Raw genomic sequence first — 21,609 nt, 5'->3', positions numbered from 1 at the left:
AAACAAATTTTTAAGGTACTTCAATCTCGTTAACGATTTTGTTGATAATGTCTACAGAAGTAATGTTTTCTGCTTCTGCTTCGTAAGTAATTCCAACTCTGTGACGTAAAACATCGTGAACAACAGCACGAACGTCCTCTGGAATTACATATCCGCGGCGTTTGATAAAAGCGTAACATTTTGCAGCATTAGCCAAATTGATACTTCCACGAGGAGAAGCCCCAAAACTAATAAGCGGTTTTAAGTCGGCTAATTTATATTTTTCAGGGTAACGCGTTGCGAAAATAATATCTAGGATGTATTTTTCAATTTTTTCGTCCATGTAAACTTCACGAACTGCTTCTTGCGCACGTAGAATCTGTTCAACAGAAACTACTGGATTTACTTTTTCGTAAGATCCTTTTAGGTTTTGACGAATTACAAAACGCTCTTCATCAATTTTTGGGTAGTCAATAACTGTTTTCAACATGAAACGGTCAACTTGTGCTTCTGGAAGCTGGTATGTTCCTTCTTGTTCCACTGGGTTTTGTGTTGCAAGTACTAAAAACGGACGATCTAATTTAAAAGTAGTGTCACCAATGGTAACTTGTTTTTCCTGCATTGCCTCTAATAAAGCTGATTGAACCTTTGCCGGCGCACGGTTAATCTCATCGGCAAGTACGAAATTAGCAAAAATAGGTCCCTTTTTAATAGAGAATTCATTTGCTTTAATATTGTAAATCATGGTTCCGATAACATCGGCAGGTAATAAATCCGGCGTAAACTGGATACGGCTGAAAGAACCTTGAACCGCTTGTGATAATGTATTTATAGCTAAAGTTTTTGCAAGACCTGGCACTCCTTCCAGTAAAATATGTCCTTGGCCAAGCAATCCGATTAATAAACGCTCGACCATATGTTTCTGGCCCACAATAACTTTGTTCATTTCCATTGTAAGAAGGTCTATAAAAGCACTTTCTCTTTCAATTTTTTCATTTATCGCTCTAATGTCTAAAGTCGTTGTATTTTCTTCCATATAAATATTTTTAAAAACCTTGATTTGTACGCCTGTTTTTTGAGAGTGCAAATTGAATATTTTTTAAGAAGTAAGATGTTAAAGAATGGTTAAAACTTCGACCAATGACCTAATTTTAAGGACTAATTGTGAATCTATTTTTATATTTTTAAGAACTTTGATGATTATGTTTTATTAAAGCATAATTATTACCAAAAATAACGCATAACTATTATGAGCAAAACGGTCTTATCGCCTATAATTTCGGGCACTATGAATTGGGGAGTTTGGGATAAAAACCTTACAACCAAAGAAATGGAAAACATGATACAAGTGAGTATCGAAAACAAAATTACGACTTTTGATCACGCGGATATTTACGGATCTTATACGACCGAAGCCGATTTTGGAAAAGCCTTTCACGCCAGTAAAATTGATCGTGAAAAATTACAATTAATTACCAAGTGCGGTATTCAAATGATTGCTGAAAAACGCCCTGAAAACAAAATCAAACATTACGATTATTCGAAAGACTATATTATTAAGTCGGTTGAAGGATCTTTGAAAAAACTGAAAACAGATTATGTAGATGTTTTTTTACTGCACAGACCAAGTCCGTTAATGCAGGCAGACGAAATCGCAGAAGCGGTTGAAAAATTAAAAGGTGAAGGAAAAATAATTGATTTTGGACTTTCGAATTTTACCAGTTCACAAACCGAATTAATTCGTCAGAAAACAGAAGTAAGTTATAATCAAGTACAATTTTCTGCAACACATTATGACGCAATGTTAGATGGAAGTTTAGATTATATGCAGACACACGGAATTCGTCCGTTGTCATGGAATCCGCTTGGAACTGTTTTTAGAGAAGATACAAAACAGACTCGCCGTTTGAAAAAACTGTTTTCTACTTTGTTAGAAAAATATCACTTAGGAGCAGATACACTTCTGTTAGCATGGATTTTAAAACATCCGGCAAAAATAATTCCAATTGCAGGTACTGTTAACGTTGCGAGAATTCAATCTTTATCAAAAGCAATAGAATTGAATATGGATACAGAAGATTGGTTCGCGATCTGGACAGAAAGTATGGGTGACGATGTACCTTAATTTTAGTTTTTAGTCGCAGTGACAGTATTCAGTTTTATCTGAGTAGAAAAAAAATAAACACATAGAAACATAGATTTATGATTGCTTTGGAAAAGAGAATTTAGCATTTCACATACACATAATTATGAAAATGAAATGCCTTTCAAAGTACAATATGCCTATGCCTCTATGTGTTAAAACAAAATATTTAAAATGAAAAAAACAGTTTTAATTACTGGTGCAACAAGCGGAATTGGAAAAGCAGTCGCTCAAATTCTGGCAAAAAATAATTATAAAGTAGTGCTTTGCGGAAGACGCCAAGACCGTTTAAAAGATCTTGAAAAAGAACTTTCAGCTTTTACTGAAATACATTCTTTAGCATTTGATGTTCGAGATAAAGAAGATGTTCTTCAAAAAATAAATGCTTTGCCAAGCGATTTTGCAACAATTGACGTTTTAATTAATAACGCTGGAAATGCCCACGGTTTAGATCCGATTCAAAATGGAGATTTAGACGATTGGGATGCTATGATTGACATTAATGTAAAAGGTCTTTTGTATGTTTCAAAAGCGATAATTCCGCAAATGGTTGAAAGACAATCTGGACATATTATTAATATTGGTTCTACTGCTGCGAAAGAAGTTTACCCAAACGGAAACGTATATTGCGGTTCGAAACATGCCGTTGATGCTATAACTGCTGGAATGCGAATTGATTTAAATCCGTTCGGAATCAGAGTTGGAGGAATTCATCCGGGAATGGTTGCAACAGAATTCAGTGAAGTTCGTTTTAAAGGAGATGTCGAAAGAGCCGCAAACGTGTACAAAGGATTTGATCCGCTGCAGGCCGAAGATATTGCTGATATTATTCATTTTGTAGTTTCAAGGCCTTATCATGTTAATATCGCAGACTTGGTAGTTATGAGTACGGCGCAGGCATCTTCTACGATTGTGAAGAAAAATATTTAAATTAGATTGATAGACTTCTTAGAAAGTTAGATCTTTAGATTAATTTAGAAATCTGAAAACCAATATCTAAGAAGTCTAAAATCTAACTTTCTAAGGAGTCTAAATAATGATTAATAAACGCCTTTTGATAAAGAATTTGCTTGCTCACAATGATGAGAGCAGTTTTTATGATAAAAAAAGGCAGCTGAATCTTCATTCTCGAGAAGGAAAAGGCAAGTTTCTCAAACACATTTGCGCATTATCAAACTCAAATCCCAATAATAATTCTTATATCGTTGTTGGAGTTGAAGATCAGGATAATGAAATTGTCGGCGATGATTTTTTTGATGACAGCCGAATTCAGAATCTTGTAAATGCTTTTTTAGAAAATCCGCCTAAAATTCAATACGAAAATGTCCCTTTTCCAAATCTTCCAAAAGATAAAGTGATTGGTCTGGTTACTATAAAACCAAAAAGTAAAGTTTCTTATTTTAAAAAAGGAATTCATACCATTCTTGCTAATAGTGTTTTTATAAGGCGAGGCAGTAATTCGATTCCGCTGGAAAGTGGGGAAGAGGTTGAAAAAAACTATCAGAATACAGAAACTGTAATCGGAATTGAAAATAGTTCTCGAAACAGCATTCAATATACTTTAGACGGTGTTATTGATTTTATGAATTTCAGGCATAAAGATATGTCGCCGAAATATCATGTTTTTAAAGAATTATTTGTGATTTGCTGGGCTGGTGTTCCCAAAAAATTACGGGATAAAACGTATTTGTCACGAGTTGATATCGAACTAATTAATGAGCAAATTAAACTTTTCTATTCTGCGCAGGATGTTGTCACCATTTTTTATGATGATGATAGTTTTACGATTACAGAATATGTGCCGCTTGGCTTAAATGATAAAACGAGTTATTATCCGCTGGAAGAACAAACTATTCATTTTTTTGACAATGGTTACTATAAAATAGACCGTCAAATGCTTTTTCAGCCGCCAGAATTCAACAGAAAAATGTTGTACCATATATACAATGCGAATATGGCTTTGTTGGCTAAACTTCAAAAAAATATCATATTGTCTGAACGTGAAATGAAGGATTTAGAAAACCTGCCTTCTACGTTTATGATTTGTCATTTAAATGGTTTTGAAGAGGCAAGACAAAAGCTGATAGATGCCAAATTGCTTTTAAAACCTTATAAAAATGTTTATTCTTCCTTTAAAGAAGCACTTCGTGTTTTACGTAAAATGAAGTATGATGTTCAATAAAGAGGTGCAGAGGTTCAGAGAAACAAAGTGACAAAGGTTTTTCTGTAGAGACGCACTGCAGTGCATCTACATCCAGCATATCTACAAAAATTGTGTAGATGCTGAATTTATTTAATCTAAAATATTTAATGAAAATTCAAGTACTTATTGACTTCATCATAAGGGAACAAAATTTCTTTTGGACCATCTGCATATGAAGCGGCTTCATATGAGTTGTAATATAAGAGCAGACCTTCTGAAGTATAAAATATGTTTTGCGGCAGCTGAAATTTATCATTTTCAAACATTAAACCTGTTGCATTAATATTCGCTTCTGCTGGTATTTTGTATTTTGCCCGAAATGCTTTTTCGGCGAAGGCCTTAAAATCTTTTTCGTTTTTAAATAATTGATTGTTGAATATTGTTTTTCCAGTCTTCGCATTAAATAATATCGAACGATAACCTTGATAACCATGTGCACCGCCGGTAAAGGTGTAATGATCAATTTTAAGATTTAAAATCGAATCAGATTGAAATTCAACATTGCCAATTATTTTCGCCTCCCATCCAAAAGTGTCATTTGGAAATTTTTGACGCATTTCTTCATACGAAGCAATAAAAGATTTAGACAATGATTTGTAGTCATTGACTTTTGTTGAATCTTCACCAAAAAAAACAATCTCCTTTATTACAGAGAAAACTTTCTTATTAATGCTGTCTGATATTACTTTAATATTTTTGGCAACTGGAACTTCTATTGTGATTTCCGGACAATCAGTTTTGCACGGAATATTAGATTTTTCTTCAAACCTTTCATTCTCAAATGAAAGCTCTTTTTTGCAACTTGTAAAAATCAAACACAAAAAGATTATAAATATGTAATTTTTCATATCAAAAAGTGTTAATTATATACAAAGGTAAGAAGTTGTGTCGCGATAAAATAAATTAAGCGGTAAATTTGTACAACAATTATAGATTTAAAACTTATAACTATATGAAATTTAATACAAAAGTTATACATGGAGGACAGCACCATGATCCATCTACAGGAGCAGTTATGCCGCCAGTATACCAAACGTCAACTTTTATTCAGACAAGTCCAGGGAAACCTTTGGCAGATTACGAATACAGCAGAGCATCAAACCCTACGCGTACGGCATTGGAAGAAGCTTTGGCAAGTATCGAAAACGGAACTCGCGGATTAGCATTTTCGTCTGGTCTTGCAGCGACAGACTGCGTTTTAAGATCGTTTAAGGCTGGTGACGAAATTATTGCAATGGATGATTTATATGGTGGGACTTATAGAATGTTCTCTCGAATTTATAAAGATTCGGGCATTAAATTTCATTTTGTGGATATGACTAATATCGAAAAATTCAAAAGTTTAATCAACGAAAACACAAAATTGATCTGGGTAGAAACGCCGACAAATCCATTGATGAAATTGGCTGATATTCAAGAAATAGCAAAAATTACTCAAGAAAAGAAAATTCTTCTTGCGGTGGACAATACTTTTGCAACACCTTATTTGCAAAAACCATTAGATTTAGGAGCAGATATTGTTATGCATTCAGCAACAAAATATTTAGGAGGACATTCTGATGTGATTGCAGGAGCTTTAATTGTAAAAGACAAAGAACTTGGAGAACAACTGCATTTTCAGCAATTTGCAACTGGTGCGACACTTGGACCGATGGATAGTTTTTTAGTTTTAAGAGGAATCAAAACTTTGGCTTTAAGAGTACAAAGACATTGCGAAAATGGTGAAAAAGTAGTTGAATATTTAAGTAATCACCCTAAGATAAAAACAGTTTATTATCCAGGTTTAAAAAGTCATCCTTTTCACGAAATTGCTAAAAAGCAAATGAAAGCTTTTGGCGGAATGGTTTCGTTTGATTTTAAATCAGGCAAAAAAGAAGATTCAATAGCATTTTTAGAGAAATTAAAAGTATTCACTTTGGCAGAATCGCTGGGAGGAGTTGAATCACTAGCCAATCATCCAGCTTTAATGACACACGCATCAATTCCTGCTGATAAAAGAGCAGAAGTAGGTATTACGGATGATTTAGTTCGATTAAGTGTTGGTATTGAAGATGCTGATGATTTAATTGCTGATTTAGAACAGGCTTTATCTTAGAGAGAAATTCCAAAAAAAAAAATCCCAAATTCCAATTGTAATATTTTGGAATTTGGGATTTTTTATATTTTGAGATTTAAAATTTTGTTAGAATTCTAAGTAATAAATATATCCAAAGTTAAACCAAACCTGCCAGTCATTTGATTTGTTTTCTTTGTAAATGTCTTTGTTTGGGTTTAATCCATCAATCCAATCTGAGTTATACATTTGAAAACGAGTTTCAAACATTAAATCACTCATTGTAGTTAATTTATAATGTACTCCAATTGCTGCTGTTGCAGATAATACTACTCCGCTCTCACTACAAAAACCATGTGCACGACCATCAGATGGAGTCAGGTATTTTCCTGGAGTTACATTTGGAAGAGTGATGTCTCCTAAATGTGAACCGATTTTTGTAGAATAATAGCTTACTTGAAAACCTACACTACCATACGGGCTGAAACTACCAATTGTGTTTTCGAAGTCATGAATTTTCATAAAAGGAGAAAATTCTAATTGAGCTCCAAGACCTAAAGTAGTAGAACTTGCGTGCATGTTTTTAAGCTGCTGGGCAAATAGTCCGTCAGGCTTTCTTTCCACCCACTGGCCATAATGTTTCAAATTAGTTCTGCTGAAAGCAAGTTCAGAGCGCACTTTAAAATGTTCTGTAAAGAAACTTTCTCTGTTATTCGCAGCAGAAAAGTTGATAAAGTGCATAATTCCGATACCAAAACCTGAGTTTCCAACGTTGGTGTCGAAGTTGCTTCTTTCGCCAAAATCGGACTGTAAAGTAACAGGTCCTGCATAGACTCCTATCTCTTGGGCTAGGTTTGATTGCGCTGATGCCGCGGTTGATATACCAAAGAAGGCAAATAATGTGATAAATAGGTGTTTAGACATTTCGTAGGGGCTTACAAATCTCGGCAAATATATAAAAAACCTAATCGATTCAAAATATTAAATCGGTCTATTGAAAAATAACTAGCAAAATACTTAATTTACTAACTTTTAAAAGGCGATTTGCATGTAAACACCTACATGTAAAATGAGTTTTTTTGGAATGCTTGAAAAAAACACAAATCGATTCAAAAAAGTGAAAAATATAACTTAGAATCAGAATTTGATATATCTTTGTGTGTTAAAACGAAAACGTTTTCTTAAACTGAGATTTAGGTTGGAAAACTGAAAATTAAATCAAATTATCTGAAAATTTATTTCAAATATGGAACAAAAAATAAATGAATTTATGGCTCTAGTTGAGTCAAAAAATCCAAATGAGCCAGAATTTCTTCAAGCAGTTAGAGAATTTGCAGAAACAGTAATTCCCTTTATATCTGAGCGCAAAAAATATGATGGTAAAAATATACTTCTTAGAATTGCAGAACCAGAACGTTCTATAATTTTTAGAGTTCCTTGGGTAGATGACAAAGGGGAGATCATTGTAAACAGAGGTTTTAGAATTCAAATGAACTCTGCAATCGGACCTTATAAAGGTGGAATTAGATTTCATCACTCTGTAAATTTATCAGTTTTGAAATTCTTGGCTTTCGAACAAGTATTCAAAAACAGTCTTACTACACTTCCGATGGGAGGTGGAAAAGGTGGTTCTGATTTTGATCCAGAAGGAAAATCTGATGCAGAAATTATGCGTTTCTGTCAATCATTTATGACAGAATTATGCCGTCATATTGGTCCAGATCTTGATGTTCCTGCTGGAGATATTGGTGTTGGAGCAAGAGAAATTGGATATTTATTTGGACAATATAAAAGAATCAGAAATGAATTTACAGGAGTTTTAACTGGAAAAGGTTTAGCTTACGGAGGTTCATTAATTAGACCAGAAGCTACAGGATACGGAGTAGTTTATTTTACAGATCAAATGTTACGCACAATTGGCCACGAAGTAAAAGGTAAAAGAGTAGCAATTTCTGGATTCGGAAATGTGGCTTGGGGAGTTGCCTTAAAAGTTAACGAACTTGGAGGAAAAGTTCTTACGATTTCTGGTCCTGATGGATATATTTATGATGAAGAAGGAATCTCTGGCGAAAAAATTGACCATATGCTTGAAATGAGAGCGACTGGAGACAATAGAGCAGAGCGATATTTGGAGAAATATCCAAATGCTGTATTCCATAAAGGAAAAAGCCCTTGGGAAGTAAAAGTAGATATCGCAATTCCATGTGCTACACAAAATGAGTTAAATGGAGATGATGCTCAAAAATTAATCGATAATGGTGTTTTATGTGTTACTGAAGCTGCAAATATGCCTTCTACATTAGATGCTATTAAACTTTTCTTAGATAATAAAGTATTATTTGCTCCAGGAAAAGCGGCAAATGCTGGTGGTGTTGCTGCTTCTGGATTAGAAATGACTCAAAACTCTATCCGTTTAAACTGGACTAGTGAAGAGGTTGATTTGCGTTTGAAAGATATCATGGTTGGAATTCACAACCAATGTAAAAAATACGGTGCAGAAGAAGACGGATATGTAAACTACGTAAAAGGAGCGAACATTGCCGGATTTGTTAAAGTTGCCGATGCTATGCTTGCACAAGGTGTAGTTTAAAAATTTAATTGCAATGTTAAAATGCCTTCGATTATCTTTTAGAAGATATTCGGAGGCATTTTTTATTCCACCAAAAATTAAATAATCTCGTTTGTAGTATATTTGTCTATCCGAATACATTATAATGATGAAGAAAATAGCTTTCTGCGTTTTATTTTTAGTACTAATACAATTTTGTCAGGCGCAGAATAAATCGTCTTGGCTGGGATATTTTTCTTTTAATGAAATAAAAGATGTTGCAGAATCTTCAACAACTGTTTTTGCAGCTTCAGAAAATGCATTGTTTTCAAAAAACACCACAACAAATGTTTTAAAAACCACAACTACAGTTGACGGATTATCGGGGCAGACTATTGCTGCAGTTTATTATAGTGAAACATTCAAGAAAACAATAGTCGGTTATGAAAATGGTTTGATGATTTTAATTAACGAAACTGACGGAAGTATATTAAAAATTGTAGATATAATTAATAAGCAGCTGCCGGCAAATTTGAAAAAAATCAATCATTTTATGGAACATAATGGTTTGGTTTATGTTTCGTGCGATTTCGGAATTGTTCAGTTTAATTTAAATACTTCTCAGTTTGGTGATACCTATTTTATTGGTGATAACGGAGCCGAAATTAGTGTCAAACAAACCACTTTTTTTAATGGATTTATTTTTGCCGCAACTTCCAGCGGTATTAGAAGAGCCGATAGTACAAATGCAAATCTTATAGATTACAATCAATGGACAGTTGTGAATACAGGAAATTGGTCTGGTGTAGAAGCTCTGGATACAGAACTTATTGCTGTAAACGATTCTGGATATATTCATCGATTTAATTCCAATACTTTTATAGGTTTCTCCCAGTTGCCTCAAGCTGCAGTTGATGTGAGGGCAAAAAATCATAATTTGTTTGTTACAACTGCAAATACAGTGTATGTGTATAATAATCAAATGGTTTTAAATCGACAGATTATAAATACCCAAGTTTTAGATAATACCTTAAATTTTAGCTGTGCGACAGCAGTTGGAGATCAGATTTTCATTGGAACAAAAGAAAAAGGATTGTTTGTTTCTGCACTCAGTAATGCAGCAAGTTTTGAAAACAATACACCAGCAGGGCCAGTAAAAAATAATATTTTTTCAATAGATGTAAGTCCAAATACTTTGTGGGCTGTATATGGGGATTATGACACATCATATGATCCGTATCCTTTAGATAGTTACGGAATTAGCCGATACAATGTTTCAGGATGGCTGAATATTCCATATTCTGAAGTTTATGATGCGAAATCAATTACGAGAGTTATAATAAATCCAAATAATGAAAAGCAAGTTTATGCCAGTTCCTTCTTTTCTGGATTACTAAAGATTGAAAACGAAGTGCCGAATTTTTTATATGATGAAAAAAACAGCGGCTTAGAATCAATTACAAATGCTGGCACAGATTATATAGATGTTCGTATAAATGCAAATGCTTTTGATAAATCTGGAAATCTTTGGATTACGAACAGCCGAATCAAAAATGGACTGAAGGTTTTAAAAACAAACGGTCAATGGGGAAGTTACCCAATGACTTCAATTTTTGGTAATGCCGAAAATATTAGTTATTCAAGCATAGCTGTGGATCGAAATAATGTAAAATGGATCGGAACTAATAGAGATGGTGTTGTAGGTTTTAATGAAACTACAAATACATTTAAAAAAATGACTTTCGGCACCGACGTCGGCAATCTACCAATTGCAGACGTTAGAAGTATAGCGATAGATACAAAAAACCAGCTTTGGATAGGAACTACAAAAGGTTTACGAGTTTTATCTAATGTTGGGAACTTTCAGTCGGAAAGTCAGTTAAAAGCAAATCCGATAATTATTGAAGAAGATGATTTAGCGCAAGAATTACTTTATGAGCAGTTTATTACTTCTATAGCAGTTGATGGAGCCAATAATAAATGGATAGGAACAGCAGATTCGGGAGTTTTTATGGTTTCTCCAAATGGTCAGGAAACCAAATATCATTTTACGATAAATAATTCTCCCTTGCCGAGTAATTATGTAAACGACATTAAAATAAATAGCAAAACGGGAGAAGTCTTTATTGCGACCAATAAAGGAATGGTTTCGTTTAATGGAATAGCAACAGGAGCAAATGATAATTTGAATAATGTTTACGTTTATCCAAATCCAGTTCGTCCTGCTTACTCAGGAACAGTGAAAGTTGCTGGTTTAATTGATAAAGCCAATGTCAAAATCACAGATATTGAAGGGAATTTAGTTTTTGAAATAACATCTTCTGGGGGAACAATAGAGTGGGATACAACCGCTTTTGGTAAATATAAAGTAGCTTCTGGCGTTTATATGGTTTTTATATCAGCACAAGACGGCAGTGAAACTAAGGTTAAGAAAGTTATGATTATTCGTTAGTCTGAAAGTGAAAAGTGAAAAGTCAAAAGTGAAAAGTAAAAAGTGAAAAGTGAAAAGTAAAAAATCTAAGAAGTCTAATATCTAAGAAGTCAAAAAATCTAAAATTTGCTCGTCAAAACCAAAGCCATAGTAATTTCGTCTTTAAAATTTCAGGAAAAAAGCTTGATAGTGAAATGCTTTACACTTTCCAGCGGACTGAAATCTTATTTTGTGCGCGATGCTTTTTCAAGCAGAAAAGCAAGTCAGAAGATTGCTTACTTTCAGCCGTTTTCTATCTTAGAAATTGAGGCTGTTCATAAGAATAAAGGAACTTTAGAAAATTTCAAAGAAATAAAAAGTGCAGTTCCTTTTCAGAGCATTCACACAGATATTGTCAAAAGTACAATGGTAATGTTTCTTTCAGAAATGCTTCATTATTCTATTCAGGAAGAAGAAAAAAACGAACCTCTTTTTGTTTTTTTAGAAACGGCGCTGACATGGCTGGATCATAATGATGAAATTTCTAACTTTCATTTAATAATGCTTTTAGAAATTACAAAATACCTTGGTTTTTATCCTGAACTTTCAGAAGTTGATCTGCCATTTTTTGAAATGAATGAAGGTGTTTTTACGCTTTTCCAAAAAGGAAATGTGCTATCTGAACACGAAACCAATTTGTTTAAAAAACTACTCGATTTAAAATTTGATAATGATCAAAAAGTCTTTAATGTTACAGAGAGACAACTACTGCTGAAAGTTTTAATTGACTATTATAGTCTGCATTTAGAAGGATTCAAAAAACCTAAATCTTTAGAGATTTTAAAAGAAGTTTTCTCTTAAATCAATAAAAAGGCTGTTTCTTGTTGCGGAATCTACTCGAAATTTCTTTAAACCAGTCTTTTTTCCGTTATCTTTTATCTATTTTCCTCAAAATTCCTTACTTTCGCACCTCGTTTAAGAAAAGGATAAAATGAGTACAAAATTTACTGAATACAAAGGACTTGACTTGCCAGCTGCAGCATCAGAAGTTCTTGATTTTTGGAAGAAAGAAAATATATTTGAAAAGAGTGTTACAACTCGCGAAGGTGCTGAGCCTTTCGTATTTTTTGAAGGTCCGCCTTCAGCAAACGGATTACCAGGAATTCACCACGTAATGGCGCGTGCGATTAAAGATATTTTTTGCAGATATAAAACTCAAAAAGGTTTTCAGGTAAAAAGAAAAGCCGGCTGGGATACTCACGGTTTACCTGTAGAATTGGGTACCGAAAAAGAACTTGGAATTACAAAAGAAGATATTGGTAAAACGATTTCTATCGAAGAATATAACGAAGCGTGTAAAAAAACCGTTATGCGTTATACTGACGTGTGGAATGACTTGACCGAAAAAATGGGTTATTGGGTTGATATGGAAGATCCATATGTAACTTATAAGCCAAAATACATGGAATCTGTTTGGTGGCTTTTGAAACAAATCTATGATAAAGGTTTGTTGTACAAAGGATACACAATTCAGCCGTATTCTCCAAAAGCGGGAACAGGATTATCTTCTCACGAAGTAAATCAGCCTGGAGCTTACAGAGATGTTACCGATACTACGATTGTTGCACAATTCAAAACTTTACCGGAAACGCTTCCGAGCTTTTTACAAGGTTTTGGAGATATTCACATTTTAGCGTGGACAACAACTCCTTGGACATTACCGTCAAACACAGCTTTAACCGTTGGACCAAAAATTGATTATGTTTTAGTAAAAACTTTCAATCAATATACTTTTGAGCCAATTAATTTGGTTTTGGCTAAAAACTTAGTTGGAAAACAATTCGGTAAAGGATTTTTCTTAAGTGAAGACGATGCTGATTTTGATAACGTTAAAAACGGCGACAAAAAACTTCCATACAAAATCTTAACCGAAGCAAAAGGGGAAGATTTAGTAGAAATCCGTTACGAGCAACTATTGCCTTATGTATTGCCATATCAAAATGCTGAAAATGCATTTAGAGTAATCGCTGGAGACTTCGTAACAACAGAAGACGGAACAGGAATTGTACACACAGCGCCAACTTTTGGTGCAGATGATGCCAAAGTAGCAAAAGAAGCAAAGCCAGAAGTACCGCCAATGTTGGTTTTGGATGAAGAAGGAAATGCAGTTCCGTTAGTAGATTTACAAGGAAAATTCACTTCTCATTTAGGAGATTTAGCTGGTAAATACGTTAAAAACGAATATTACGATGCTGGACAAGCTCCGGAGAAATCTGTAGATGTTGAAATTGCTATTCGATTAAAAGAAGAAAATAAAGCCTTTAAGGTTGAAAAATACGTACATAGTTATCCACACAGCTGGAGAACTGATGAGCCGTTATTATATTATCCGCTAGATTCTTGGTTCATTAAAGTAACCGATGTAAAAGATAGAATGTTCGACCTGAACGAAACTATCAACTGGAAACCTAAGTCTACCGGTGAGGGGCGTTTTGGAAATTGGTTGAAAAATGCCAACGACTGGAACCTATCTCGTTCTAGATATTGGGGAATTCCGTTGCCAATCTGGAGAACAGAAGATAAAAAAGAAGAAATTATTATCGGCTCTGTTGAAGAATTGTACAATGCGATTGAGAAATCTATCGAAGCTGGTTTTCAAAAAGAAAACCCATTTAAAGGTTTCGAAATTGGAAACATGTCTGAATCAAATTATGATTTAATCGATTTACACAAAAATGTAGTCGATCAAATTACTTTGGTTTCGGCTTCTGGCCAGCCAATGAAACGCGAAAGCGATTTAATTGACGTTTGGTTCGATTCTGGAGCAATGCCTTATGCACAATGGCATTATCCTTTTGAGAACAAAGACAAAATCGACGAGAACAAAGATTTCCCAGCGAATTTTATCGCTGAAGGAGTAGATCAGACTCGTGGATGGTTTTATACGTTACATGCTATCGGAACTTTGGTTTTTGATAAAGTAGCTTATAAAAATGTCGTTTCAAACGGTTTGGTTTTAGATAAAAACGGAATAAAAATGTCTAAAAGTAAAGGAAATACTATAGACCCGTTTAAAACCATTGAAGAATACGGTCCTGATGCCACACGCTGGTACATGATCATGAATGCCAATCCGTGGGATAACTTAAAGTTTGACCTTGAAGGAATTGCTGAGGTTCGTCGTAAATTCTTTGGAACATTATACAACACCTATTCATTCTTTTCGTTATATGCAAATATCGATGGATTTAAATACGCTGAAGCGGAAATTCCGTTAAACGAAAGACCAGAAATCGATCAATGGATTATTTCTGAACTTCATACTTTAATCAAATTTGTTGATGAATGTTATGAAGATTACGAGCCGACAAAAGCTACAAGAGCAATTTCTGACTTCGTTCAGGAAAACTTAAGTAACTGGTACGTTCGTTTATGCCGTCGTCGTTTCTGGAAAGGTGAATATGCTAAAGATAAAATTGCAGCTTACCAAACGCTTTATACTTGCTTGTTAGCAATCAGCAAATTAAGCGCTCCAGTCGCTCCTTTTTTCATGGATAAATTGTACAGAGATTTAACAGCTTCGACGGGAACCGAGGATTTTGCTAGTGTTCACTTGGCTGAATTCCCAAAATTTGTCGAAAACTTTGTTAATAAAACGTTGGAAAGCAAAATGCAGAAGGCGCAAACCATCTCATCTTTGGTTTTATCACTTCGTAAAAAAGAGATGATCAAAGTACGCCAGCCTCTGCAAAAGGTAATGATTCCAGTACTTGACGAGAATCAGAGAGTTGAAATTGAAGCAATTTCTGACTTAGTAAAAGCTGAGGTAAACGTGAAAGAAATTGAACTTTTAGACGATGCTTCTGGTATTTTAGTAAAGCAAATTAAACCTAATTTTAAGGCACTTGGGCCACGTTTTGGAAAAGATATGGGCTTGATTTCTAAGGAAATACAAGGTTTTTCTGCAGATCAGATCAATCAGTTAGATAAGCAGGGAACGTTGGATATTGTTATTTCTGGAAATAATGTAACTTTATCATTAGAAGACGTCGAAATAACATCACAGGATATTGAAGGATGGCTGGTTGCTAATTCAAACGGAATTACAGTTGCGCTTGACATAACAATATCTGAAGAATTAAAAAATGAAGGCATTGCAAGAGAATTAGTAAATAGAATTCAGAATATCCGTAAAGATTCAGGATTTGAGGTTACTGATAAGATTAAAGTACAAATAAAAAGAGATGGTAATTTAGAAGAAGCCGTTTCAAAAAATGAAGACTATATTAAGTCTGAAACATTAACAGACGACTTGGTTTTTGTAGACGCTTTAGAAAACGGCACAGAAATTGAGTTTGATGATATTAAAACAATGATATTAATTTCAAAATAGTTATAAAATGATAGATGAAATTACAAGATACTCTGATGCAGATTTAGCAGAGTTCAAAGAGATAATCCAAGCAAAAATACAAAAAGCGCAAGCAGATCTTGATTTAATTAAGAGTGCTTATATGAACGACTTAAATAACGGAACAGACGATACTTCTCCAACTTTCAAAGCTTTTGAAGAAGGAAGTGAGACTATGTCTAAAGAAGCAAACTCTCAGTTGGCTATTAGACAAGAGAAGTTTATCCGTGATTTAAAAAACGCGCTTTTCCGTGTAGAAAACAAAACTTACGGTATTTGCAAAGTAACAGGTAAATTGATTAGCAAAGAAAGGCTTAAAATAGTTCCTCATGCAACAATGAGTATCGAAGCTAAAAACTTGCAAAGATAAAATTCACTGAAATAAAAAAAATAAGCGCTCCTTTTAGGGGCGTTTTTTTGTTTAATCTTTTTAAAATCAATCTAAGTAAGTAGTAGTTTGTGATTTGAAAGAAATGTATTATTTTTAAGATGTCTGCTTTAAAAAGGGTGGGTTTGAATTTTGTAAGAATAAAATAGGCAGACGATTTGGGGCTGTGAAAAAGAAAATTAGAACTATCTCGATTAGAGATAGTTCTAAAATAGAGTAATAATTTATGCTAGATTTTTTTCAACTTCAGCCTTGTGTTTTCTTAAAATAGCTCTAGTCATACCTAGATTTGCTTTTGAAGCATCTGCAGCAAGGTAGATCATAAATTTTTTGTTTGGAGAAATATCGATAATGTGAATTTGATTCGATAAAGTAATCAAAATATCTTCGATGTCTTGGTTTAAGTTTAAGGCTTTTACAGCGCTTAATTTAGCTTTTACAACTTCTAAGTTATAAGCAGCAGCAAGTTCTGGGTCAAAACTTGGATCGATTGTTAAGTTTCCAAAACTTAATCCAGATTCAATTTCTGTTACAGCGACAGCGATAAAGCCGTTTACGTTGGTTTTCATTTCATTTAAAAACACGTTTAAAAAATCATTACTCATAATTTAGTGGGTTTGTTTGTTAATAGATTTATGTTATTTCAATAGGGAATTTTTACTTAATTCAGCAGATACTTCTTCTGTTGAGCGCATCAACAATGCAAGGTTGCTTCCTTCTTTAGAAAAAGCAACAATAAAATTGGAGCCGCTTATTTTGTTTCCGACGATAACGCCTTCTGAGCTTTTTAGATATAATTGTTTTAAAGAACCTTTTTCTAAATCAATTAAAAATTTTTCGCTCATTGATAAAATTGCGGCACTCATCGCTGCAATACTGTCTCCGTAGTCTAAATTTAAGGAAGTGATTAATTTTCCCTTTCCGTTTAAAATTAATGCTGCGGTCGATTTTGTGCTGACAAGAAAGTCATTTAGAATAGTGGTGATTTCATTCATGATTTGTAGGATTTTGGGAGGAATGTTAAATTCAGTTCATTTTGGTATTTGTTTTTTAAATTAATAGCTAATTTTCCTAAACAACTGTTAATTTTATTTAACAAATATAAATTAATTTATGTATCATTGTAATACCAAATCATTAATAATTTAAATTATTTACTGTAAAAAACTTACATTATGGCTAAAGTGTTGAAATTCAAAGATGTAAATTCTGATGTAGAGCGCAGAATGAAAGATTTTGAAAAACTGCGTATCAAGTTTAAAGCAGATGTAAAAAAAGGGGAAGCTAAAAAGCTTGCTGCCGGAAAAGAGAGCAAAGGAATATTCAAATCTATTTCTGATTTTTTCTCCGACAGTCCAAAAACTCCAGCGAAAGCTCCTGTAAAAAAGTAAACTTTATTAGGTTTAGATTAGCAGATAAACTTTGTTTAGTTTCTTAGAAAAGAATTAACGCTCCATTAGGAGCGTTTTTTTTGATTTAATTGTTATTTTTGCCCATCAAAAATTCATAAAATGTCATTACGAAAAGCGTATTTCCTTATATTTTTAGTTTTAATCGTTGATCAGCTTTCTAAAATCTATGTCAAAACAAATTTCATTCTTGGAGAAGAAGTAGTTATTTTTGATTGGTTTAGAATTCATTTTATTGAAAATGAAGGTATGGCTTGGGGAACAAAAATACCTGGAGAATACGGAAAATTAATTTTAACTGTTTTCAGGATTTTTGCAGTTTTCGGAATTGGCTGGTGGCTTTCTGATGCCATAAAAAAACGTCATTCGACTTATTTGATAGTTGCTATTGCATTAATCTTTGCAGGTGCGGCAGGAAATATTATTGATTCTGTTTTTTACGGAGTTATTTTTGATGACAGCACTCATAATTTAGCAACCATTTTTTCTCCAGCTCCATACGGAACTTGGTTTCATGGTTTGGTGGTAGATATGTTTTATTTTCCTATTTGGGAAGGAAATCTTCCAACTTGGCTTCCAATTTTCGGTGGTAAACATTTTGCTTTTTTTAATGCTATTTTTAATGTTGCCGATATGGCAATTTCTACAGGAGTAGGTATACTTTTGGTTTTTAATAAAAGAGCTTTTCCAAAACACTAATTATTTTTAAAAATACAATATAAAAAATTCCAAATTCCAATTTTTGAAGCGCTAATTGCAAACAAAAATTGGAATTTGGAATTTTTCATTATTGGGATTTAATATTTAATTATACTATTTTTACAATACTAAAACCAAACTTATGCAAAGTCCGTCTTTCTCCATTTATGATGCTTCTGCGGGATCAGGAAAGACATATACATTGGTTAAAGAATATCTCAAAATTATTCTTTCCTCTCCAAAAAACGATGCATATCGAAATATTCTAGCGATAACATTCACCAATAAAGCGGTTCATGAAATGAAAAGCCGTATTGTTGGAAGTTTATCTGAATTTGCAAAAGACGATCCGTCTCCAAAGGCAGCCGATTTGATGGAAGATCTTTCGCGTGATACGGGACTTTCAATTATTAAAATCAAAACCAAATCGCAGCAAATCATAAAGCACTTAATTCATAATTATGCAGCTTTTGATATTTCTACCATTGATAAATTTACGCATAAAGTTATCCGTGCCTTTGCGCATGACTTAAATCTTCCTATGACTTTTGAAGTGACGCTGGATACCGAAAATTTATTGGTAGAAGCTGTTGATGCAATTATTGCTCAAGCCGGGGAAGATGAAACGTTGACCAAGTTACTCATCGATTTTACAATGGAAAAAACCGATGATGATAAAAGCTGGGATGTCTCGCGTGAAATTCTGGATACTGGAAGATTGGTTTTAAATGAAAACAATCGAAATGAGATTCTGCATTTTCAAGACAAAACAATTGGAGAGTTTGTTGAGATTAAACAAAAAATGCAGGCGCTTTGCAAAGAATTAGAATCTAAGAATGCAGAACTAGCTTCTAAAGCAATTGAATTAATTGATAAAAACGGAATTGATCCAAAATCATTTTCTCGAGGAACTTTTCCAAATCACTTAGAAAGTATTCGAGACGGAAAATTCAATCCGAAAAATAAAACTTTTCATGAGTTTGATGATATTGCGATTAATAAGACTGCAAAAGACAGAGCGTTAATAGAAAATATTATTCCAGAGCTGCTTCAAATTTTGAAGGAGGTATATAAAAACTTTGAGAAAAGGGATTTTTGCAAAGCCTTTTTAAAAAATATCACACCGCTTTCGCTTCTTAACACTGTAAGTAATGAATTGGCTAAAATTCAATCTGAGCAAAATATCTTGTCTATTTCAGAATTCAATGCCATTATTCACCGCGAAATTCAGAATCAGCCCGCGCCATTCATTTACGAACGTTTAGGAGAACGCTATCGTCATTTTTTTATTGATGAATTTCAAGATACTTCCGAAATGCAATGGCAGAATTTAATTCCGCTAATTGATAATTCGCTTTCTGGTCTAGATGATTTGGGAAATAAAGGAACATTGATGATTGTTGGCGATCCTAAACAGTCGATTTATCGCTGGCGCGGCGGTAAAGCAGAGCAGTTTATTGAATTAAGTAAAGATGTAAATCCGTTCAATAACCCAGATAAGGCAATTAAGCATTTAAATACCAATTATCGAAGCTACAGCGAAGTTATTGAATTTAATAATGCATTTTTTAAATTGATTTCGGCTGAATTTTCAAACGATGATTATAAAGATTTATACGAAAATCATAGTTTTCAGAATATAAATTCAAAAAACGGAGGTTACGTCAATATTTCATTTCTTCCTGTCGTTGATAAAAATGATTTTGCTGATGATGAAGAAGTTGTAGAGAAATCTGATTTGTATGTCTTAGCGACTTTAAATACCATTCAAGAAGTGGTAAAACAAGGTTTTGAATATAAAGATATTGTAATTCTGACCCGAAAAAGAGATCAGGGAATTGCAGTTGCTAATTATTTAACCGAACAAGGAATTCCGCTTTTGTCTTCAGAAACTTTGATGATACAAAATGCGGCAGAAGTTCGATTGATAGTTCATTTGCTTCGATATTTGAATAACAGTGCAAATTTAGAATCAAAAGCTAATTTTCTTCATTTCTTATCTTCAACAAAAGATTTGGCGATGCCAGTTCATGATTTTATTGCTAAAGGTATGAGTTATAGATCTGAGAAAGAATTTGAGGAATGGCTTTTAACTTTTGATGTTTCTTTTTCTTTTGAAGATGTTCGAAAAAAATCTCTTTACGAGGCGGTTGAAATTATCATTTCTAAATTTATTCTTCCTTCAGAAGGAAATGCTTATGTTCAGTTTTTTCTGGATATCGTTTTAGAGCGTGATATTCGAAATCAATCAGGAGTGGCAGATTTTTTAGTTTTCTGGGATAAGAATGCAGAGAAATTTAGTATTCCGTCGCCGGAAGGAAATAATGCGGTTCGTATTATGACAATTCATAAATCGAAAGGTTTGGAATTTCCAGTGGTAATTATGCCTTTTGCTGATGAAGATTATAATCGTAAACCAAAAGATAAATTATGGCTCGATACAGAAGAGATTGATCTTGGTGTCCCAAAAGCACTAGTTGACAACAGTAGTGTTGTGGAGAGTTTTGGTGAAAGTGCTTCTGCAGTTTTCAACTTGAAAAAGCAAGAAGAATTATTGGACAATATCAATGTTTTGTACGTTGCGTTAACTCGTGCTGAAGAACAATTGTATGTGATTTCTCAATCGCTGAAAGCAAAAAATGACGGTGAATATCCAAATAATATGGCTTCATTCTTTATTAAGTATTTAATTAATGAAGGGATTTATGATGAAGAGAAACTGAATTATGAATTTGGGAATAAATTAAGACTTTCAAAAAACACAAAAACGGTTGATTTAGTAAAATCAATTCCAGTCGTAAAAGAAGTTTTAAATCCTAAAAATATTAAAATTGCCCAGCGTGAAGCTTTAATGTGGGGAACGCATCAACAAGAAGCGATTTCGTATGGAAATATTGTACATGAGATTTTGGCTTTTGTTAAAGATAAATCAGACATTGATCTGGCGGTAACAAAATCACTCGAAAATGGGTTAATTACTTTTGATCAAGTCGAGCAAGTATTGAAGACTTTAAGAGAAATTGTAAATCATCCTGAATTATCCATTTGTTTTAATGGAAATGATACTGTTTTGAATGAGCAGACCATTGTTCAAAAAGAAGGAAGAATTTTAAAACCAGATCGTATTGTATTTTTAGAGAATAAAGAAACTTATCTTTTGGATTATAAAACGGGCGCAGTTAATGCGAAATATCAAAATCAAATTCAAGAATATCAGGATGCAATTGAAGATTTAGGATACAAAGTGTTAAAAAAGGCATTGGTATATATCGGTTCGGAAATTGAAGTGGTAAATTTGTGAAAAAATTAATCAGATGTTAAAGAAATAACGAAGCTTTAATTTTGTTAAGTTGTTAATTTTTAACG

17 protein-coding genes are annotated in these 21,609 nt (G+C 33.4%); 12 read left to right on the top strand and 5 right to left on the bottom strand.

Features of this window, described 5'->3' with window-relative positions:
- Positions 1 to 10 precede the first annotated feature (10 nt).
- Positions 11 to 1,015 (bottom strand): MoxR family ATPase, encoded by a 1,005-nt coding sequence (locus QE431_RS20610; protein WP_017497457.1) that lies wholly within the window; start codon positions 1,013 to 1,015, stop codon positions 11 to 13.
- A 213-nt stretch (positions 1,016 to 1,228) separates the two neighbouring features.
- Between QE431_RS20610 and QE431_RS20605 the strand changes: the two genes are divergently transcribed.
- The 3 genes from QE431_RS20605 (at position 1,229) to QE431_RS20595 (ending at position 4,304) form a co-directional block, all read left to right on the top strand.
- Positions 1,229 to 2,104 carry an aldo/keto reductase family oxidoreductase gene (locus tag QE431_RS20605; protein ID WP_307299814.1) on the top strand — a complete coding sequence of 292 codons (876 nt, stop codon included), beginning with the start codon at positions 1,229 to 1,231 and terminating at the stop codon, positions 2,102 to 2,104.
- A gap of 192 nt (positions 2,105 to 2,296) precedes the next feature.
- The gene (locus QE431_RS20600) at positions 2,297 to 3,052 is read left to right on the top strand and encodes an SDR family NAD(P)-dependent oxidoreductase (protein WP_307299812.1); all 756 of its coding nucleotides are present in this window, start codon (positions 2,297 to 2,299) and stop codon (positions 3,050 to 3,052) included.
- Positions 3,053 to 3,158: 106 nt separating this feature from the next.
- Entirely contained in the window at positions 3,159 to 4,304 is a 1,146-nt protein-coding gene (locus QE431_RS20595) for an ATP-binding protein (RefSeq protein WP_134142722.1), read from the top strand.
- A 125-nt stretch (positions 4,305 to 4,429) separates the two neighbouring features.
- Here QE431_RS20595 and QE431_RS20590 read toward each other — a convergent pair whose 3' ends face one another.
- A complete protein-coding gene (locus QE431_RS20590; RefSeq protein WP_307299807.1) occupies positions 4,430 to 5,173 on the bottom strand; it encodes a DUF3298 and DUF4163 domain-containing protein in 744 nt (247 codons plus the stop codon).
- Between the two features lie 104 nt (positions 5,174 to 5,277).
- On the opposite strand from QE431_RS20590, the gene QE431_RS20585 reads away from it, so the two are divergent.
- Positions 5,278 to 6,420 carry a cystathionine gamma-synthase gene (locus QE431_RS20585; RefSeq protein ID WP_307299806.1) on the top strand — a complete coding sequence of 381 codons (1,143 nt, stop codon included), beginning with the start codon at positions 5,278 to 5,280 and terminating at the stop codon, positions 6,418 to 6,420.
- 87 nt (positions 6,421 to 6,507) lie between these two features.
- On the opposite strand, the gene QE431_RS20580 is transcribed toward QE431_RS20585, so the two are convergent.
- Positions 6,508 to 7,302, bottom strand: a complete 795-nt coding sequence (locus tag QE431_RS20580; protein WP_307299803.1) for a glutamate dehydrogenase — start codon at positions 7,300 to 7,302, stop codon at positions 6,508 to 6,510.
- A 322-nt stretch (positions 7,303 to 7,624) separates the two neighbouring features.
- Here QE431_RS20580 and gdhA point away from each other — a divergent pair, with 322 nt between their 5' ends.
- From gdhA to QE431_RS20555, 5 genes are all read left to right on the top strand, one after another.
- Positions 7,625 to 8,968 (top strand): NADP-specific glutamate dehydrogenase, encoded by a 1,344-nt coding sequence (gdhA, locus tag QE431_RS20575; protein ID WP_057115210.1) that lies wholly within the window; start codon positions 7,625 to 7,627, stop codon positions 8,966 to 8,968.
- Positions 8,969 to 9,095: 127 nt separating this feature from the next.
- Complete coding sequence (locus QE431_RS20570) at positions 9,096 to 11,378, top strand: T9SS type A sorting domain-containing protein (protein WP_307300586.1); 2,283 nt, start codon at positions 9,096 to 9,098, stop codon at positions 11,376 to 11,378.
- 105 nt (positions 11,379 to 11,483) lie between these two features.
- Positions 11,484 to 12,197, top strand: a complete 714-nt coding sequence (gene recO / locus QE431_RS20565; protein WP_307299799.1) for a DNA repair protein RecO — start codon at positions 11,484 to 11,486, stop codon at positions 12,195 to 12,197.
- Between the two features lie 130 nt (positions 12,198 to 12,327).
- The gene (ileS, locus tag QE431_RS20560) at positions 12,328 to 15,729 is read left to right on the top strand and encodes an isoleucine--tRNA ligase (protein WP_307299796.1); all 3,402 of its coding nucleotides are present in this window, start codon (positions 12,328 to 12,330) and stop codon (positions 15,727 to 15,729) included.
- Positions 15,730 to 15,736: 7 nt separating this feature from the next.
- A complete protein-coding gene (locus QE431_RS20555) occupies positions 15,737 to 16,117 on the top strand; it encodes a TraR/DksA C4-type zinc finger protein (RefSeq protein WP_057115206.1) in 381 nt (126 codons plus the stop codon).
- A 242-nt stretch (positions 16,118 to 16,359) separates the two neighbouring features.
- Here QE431_RS20555 and QE431_RS20550 read toward each other — a convergent pair whose 3' ends face one another.
- Together QE431_RS20550 and QE431_RS20545 are read right to left on the bottom strand one after the other, a co-directional pair.
- Positions 16,360 to 16,740, bottom strand: a complete 381-nt coding sequence (locus tag QE431_RS20550) for a hypothetical protein (RefSeq protein WP_057115205.1) — start codon at positions 16,738 to 16,740, stop codon at positions 16,360 to 16,362.
- 33 nt (positions 16,741 to 16,773) lie between these two features.
- Positions 16,774 to 17,130: a roadblock/LC7 domain-containing protein gene (locus tag QE431_RS20545; protein WP_057115204.1), complete on the bottom strand. Its 357-nt coding sequence runs from the start codon at positions 17,128 to 17,130 to the stop codon at positions 16,774 to 16,776.
- A gap of 180 nt (positions 17,131 to 17,310) precedes the next feature.
- On the opposite strand from QE431_RS20545, the gene QE431_RS20540 reads away from it, so the two are divergent.
- From QE431_RS20540 to QE431_RS20530, 3 genes are all read left to right on the top strand, one after another.
- Positions 17,311 to 17,526, top strand: a complete 216-nt coding sequence (locus tag QE431_RS20540) for a hypothetical protein (protein WP_057115203.1) — start codon at positions 17,311 to 17,313, stop codon at positions 17,524 to 17,526.
- 120 nt (positions 17,527 to 17,646) lie between these two features.
- Complete coding sequence (locus QE431_RS20535; RefSeq protein ID WP_057115202.1) at positions 17,647 to 18,243, top strand: lipoprotein signal peptidase; 597 nt, start codon at positions 17,647 to 17,649, stop codon at positions 18,241 to 18,243.
- A 142-nt stretch (positions 18,244 to 18,385) separates the two neighbouring features.
- The gene (locus QE431_RS20530; RefSeq protein ID WP_307299789.1) at positions 18,386 to 21,544 is read left to right on the top strand and encodes an exodeoxyribonuclease V subunit beta; all 3,159 of its coding nucleotides are present in this window, start codon (positions 18,386 to 18,388) and stop codon (positions 21,542 to 21,544) included.
- Positions 21,545 to 21,609: the final 65 nt, after the last annotated feature.

It is taken from the genome of Flavobacterium sp. SORGH_AS_0622, from assembly GCF_030818825.1.
GTDB lineage: Bacteria > Bacteroidota > Bacteroidia > Flavobacteriales > Flavobacteriaceae > Flavobacterium.
This window is presented reverse-complemented; position numbering and strand designations above follow the sequence as displayed.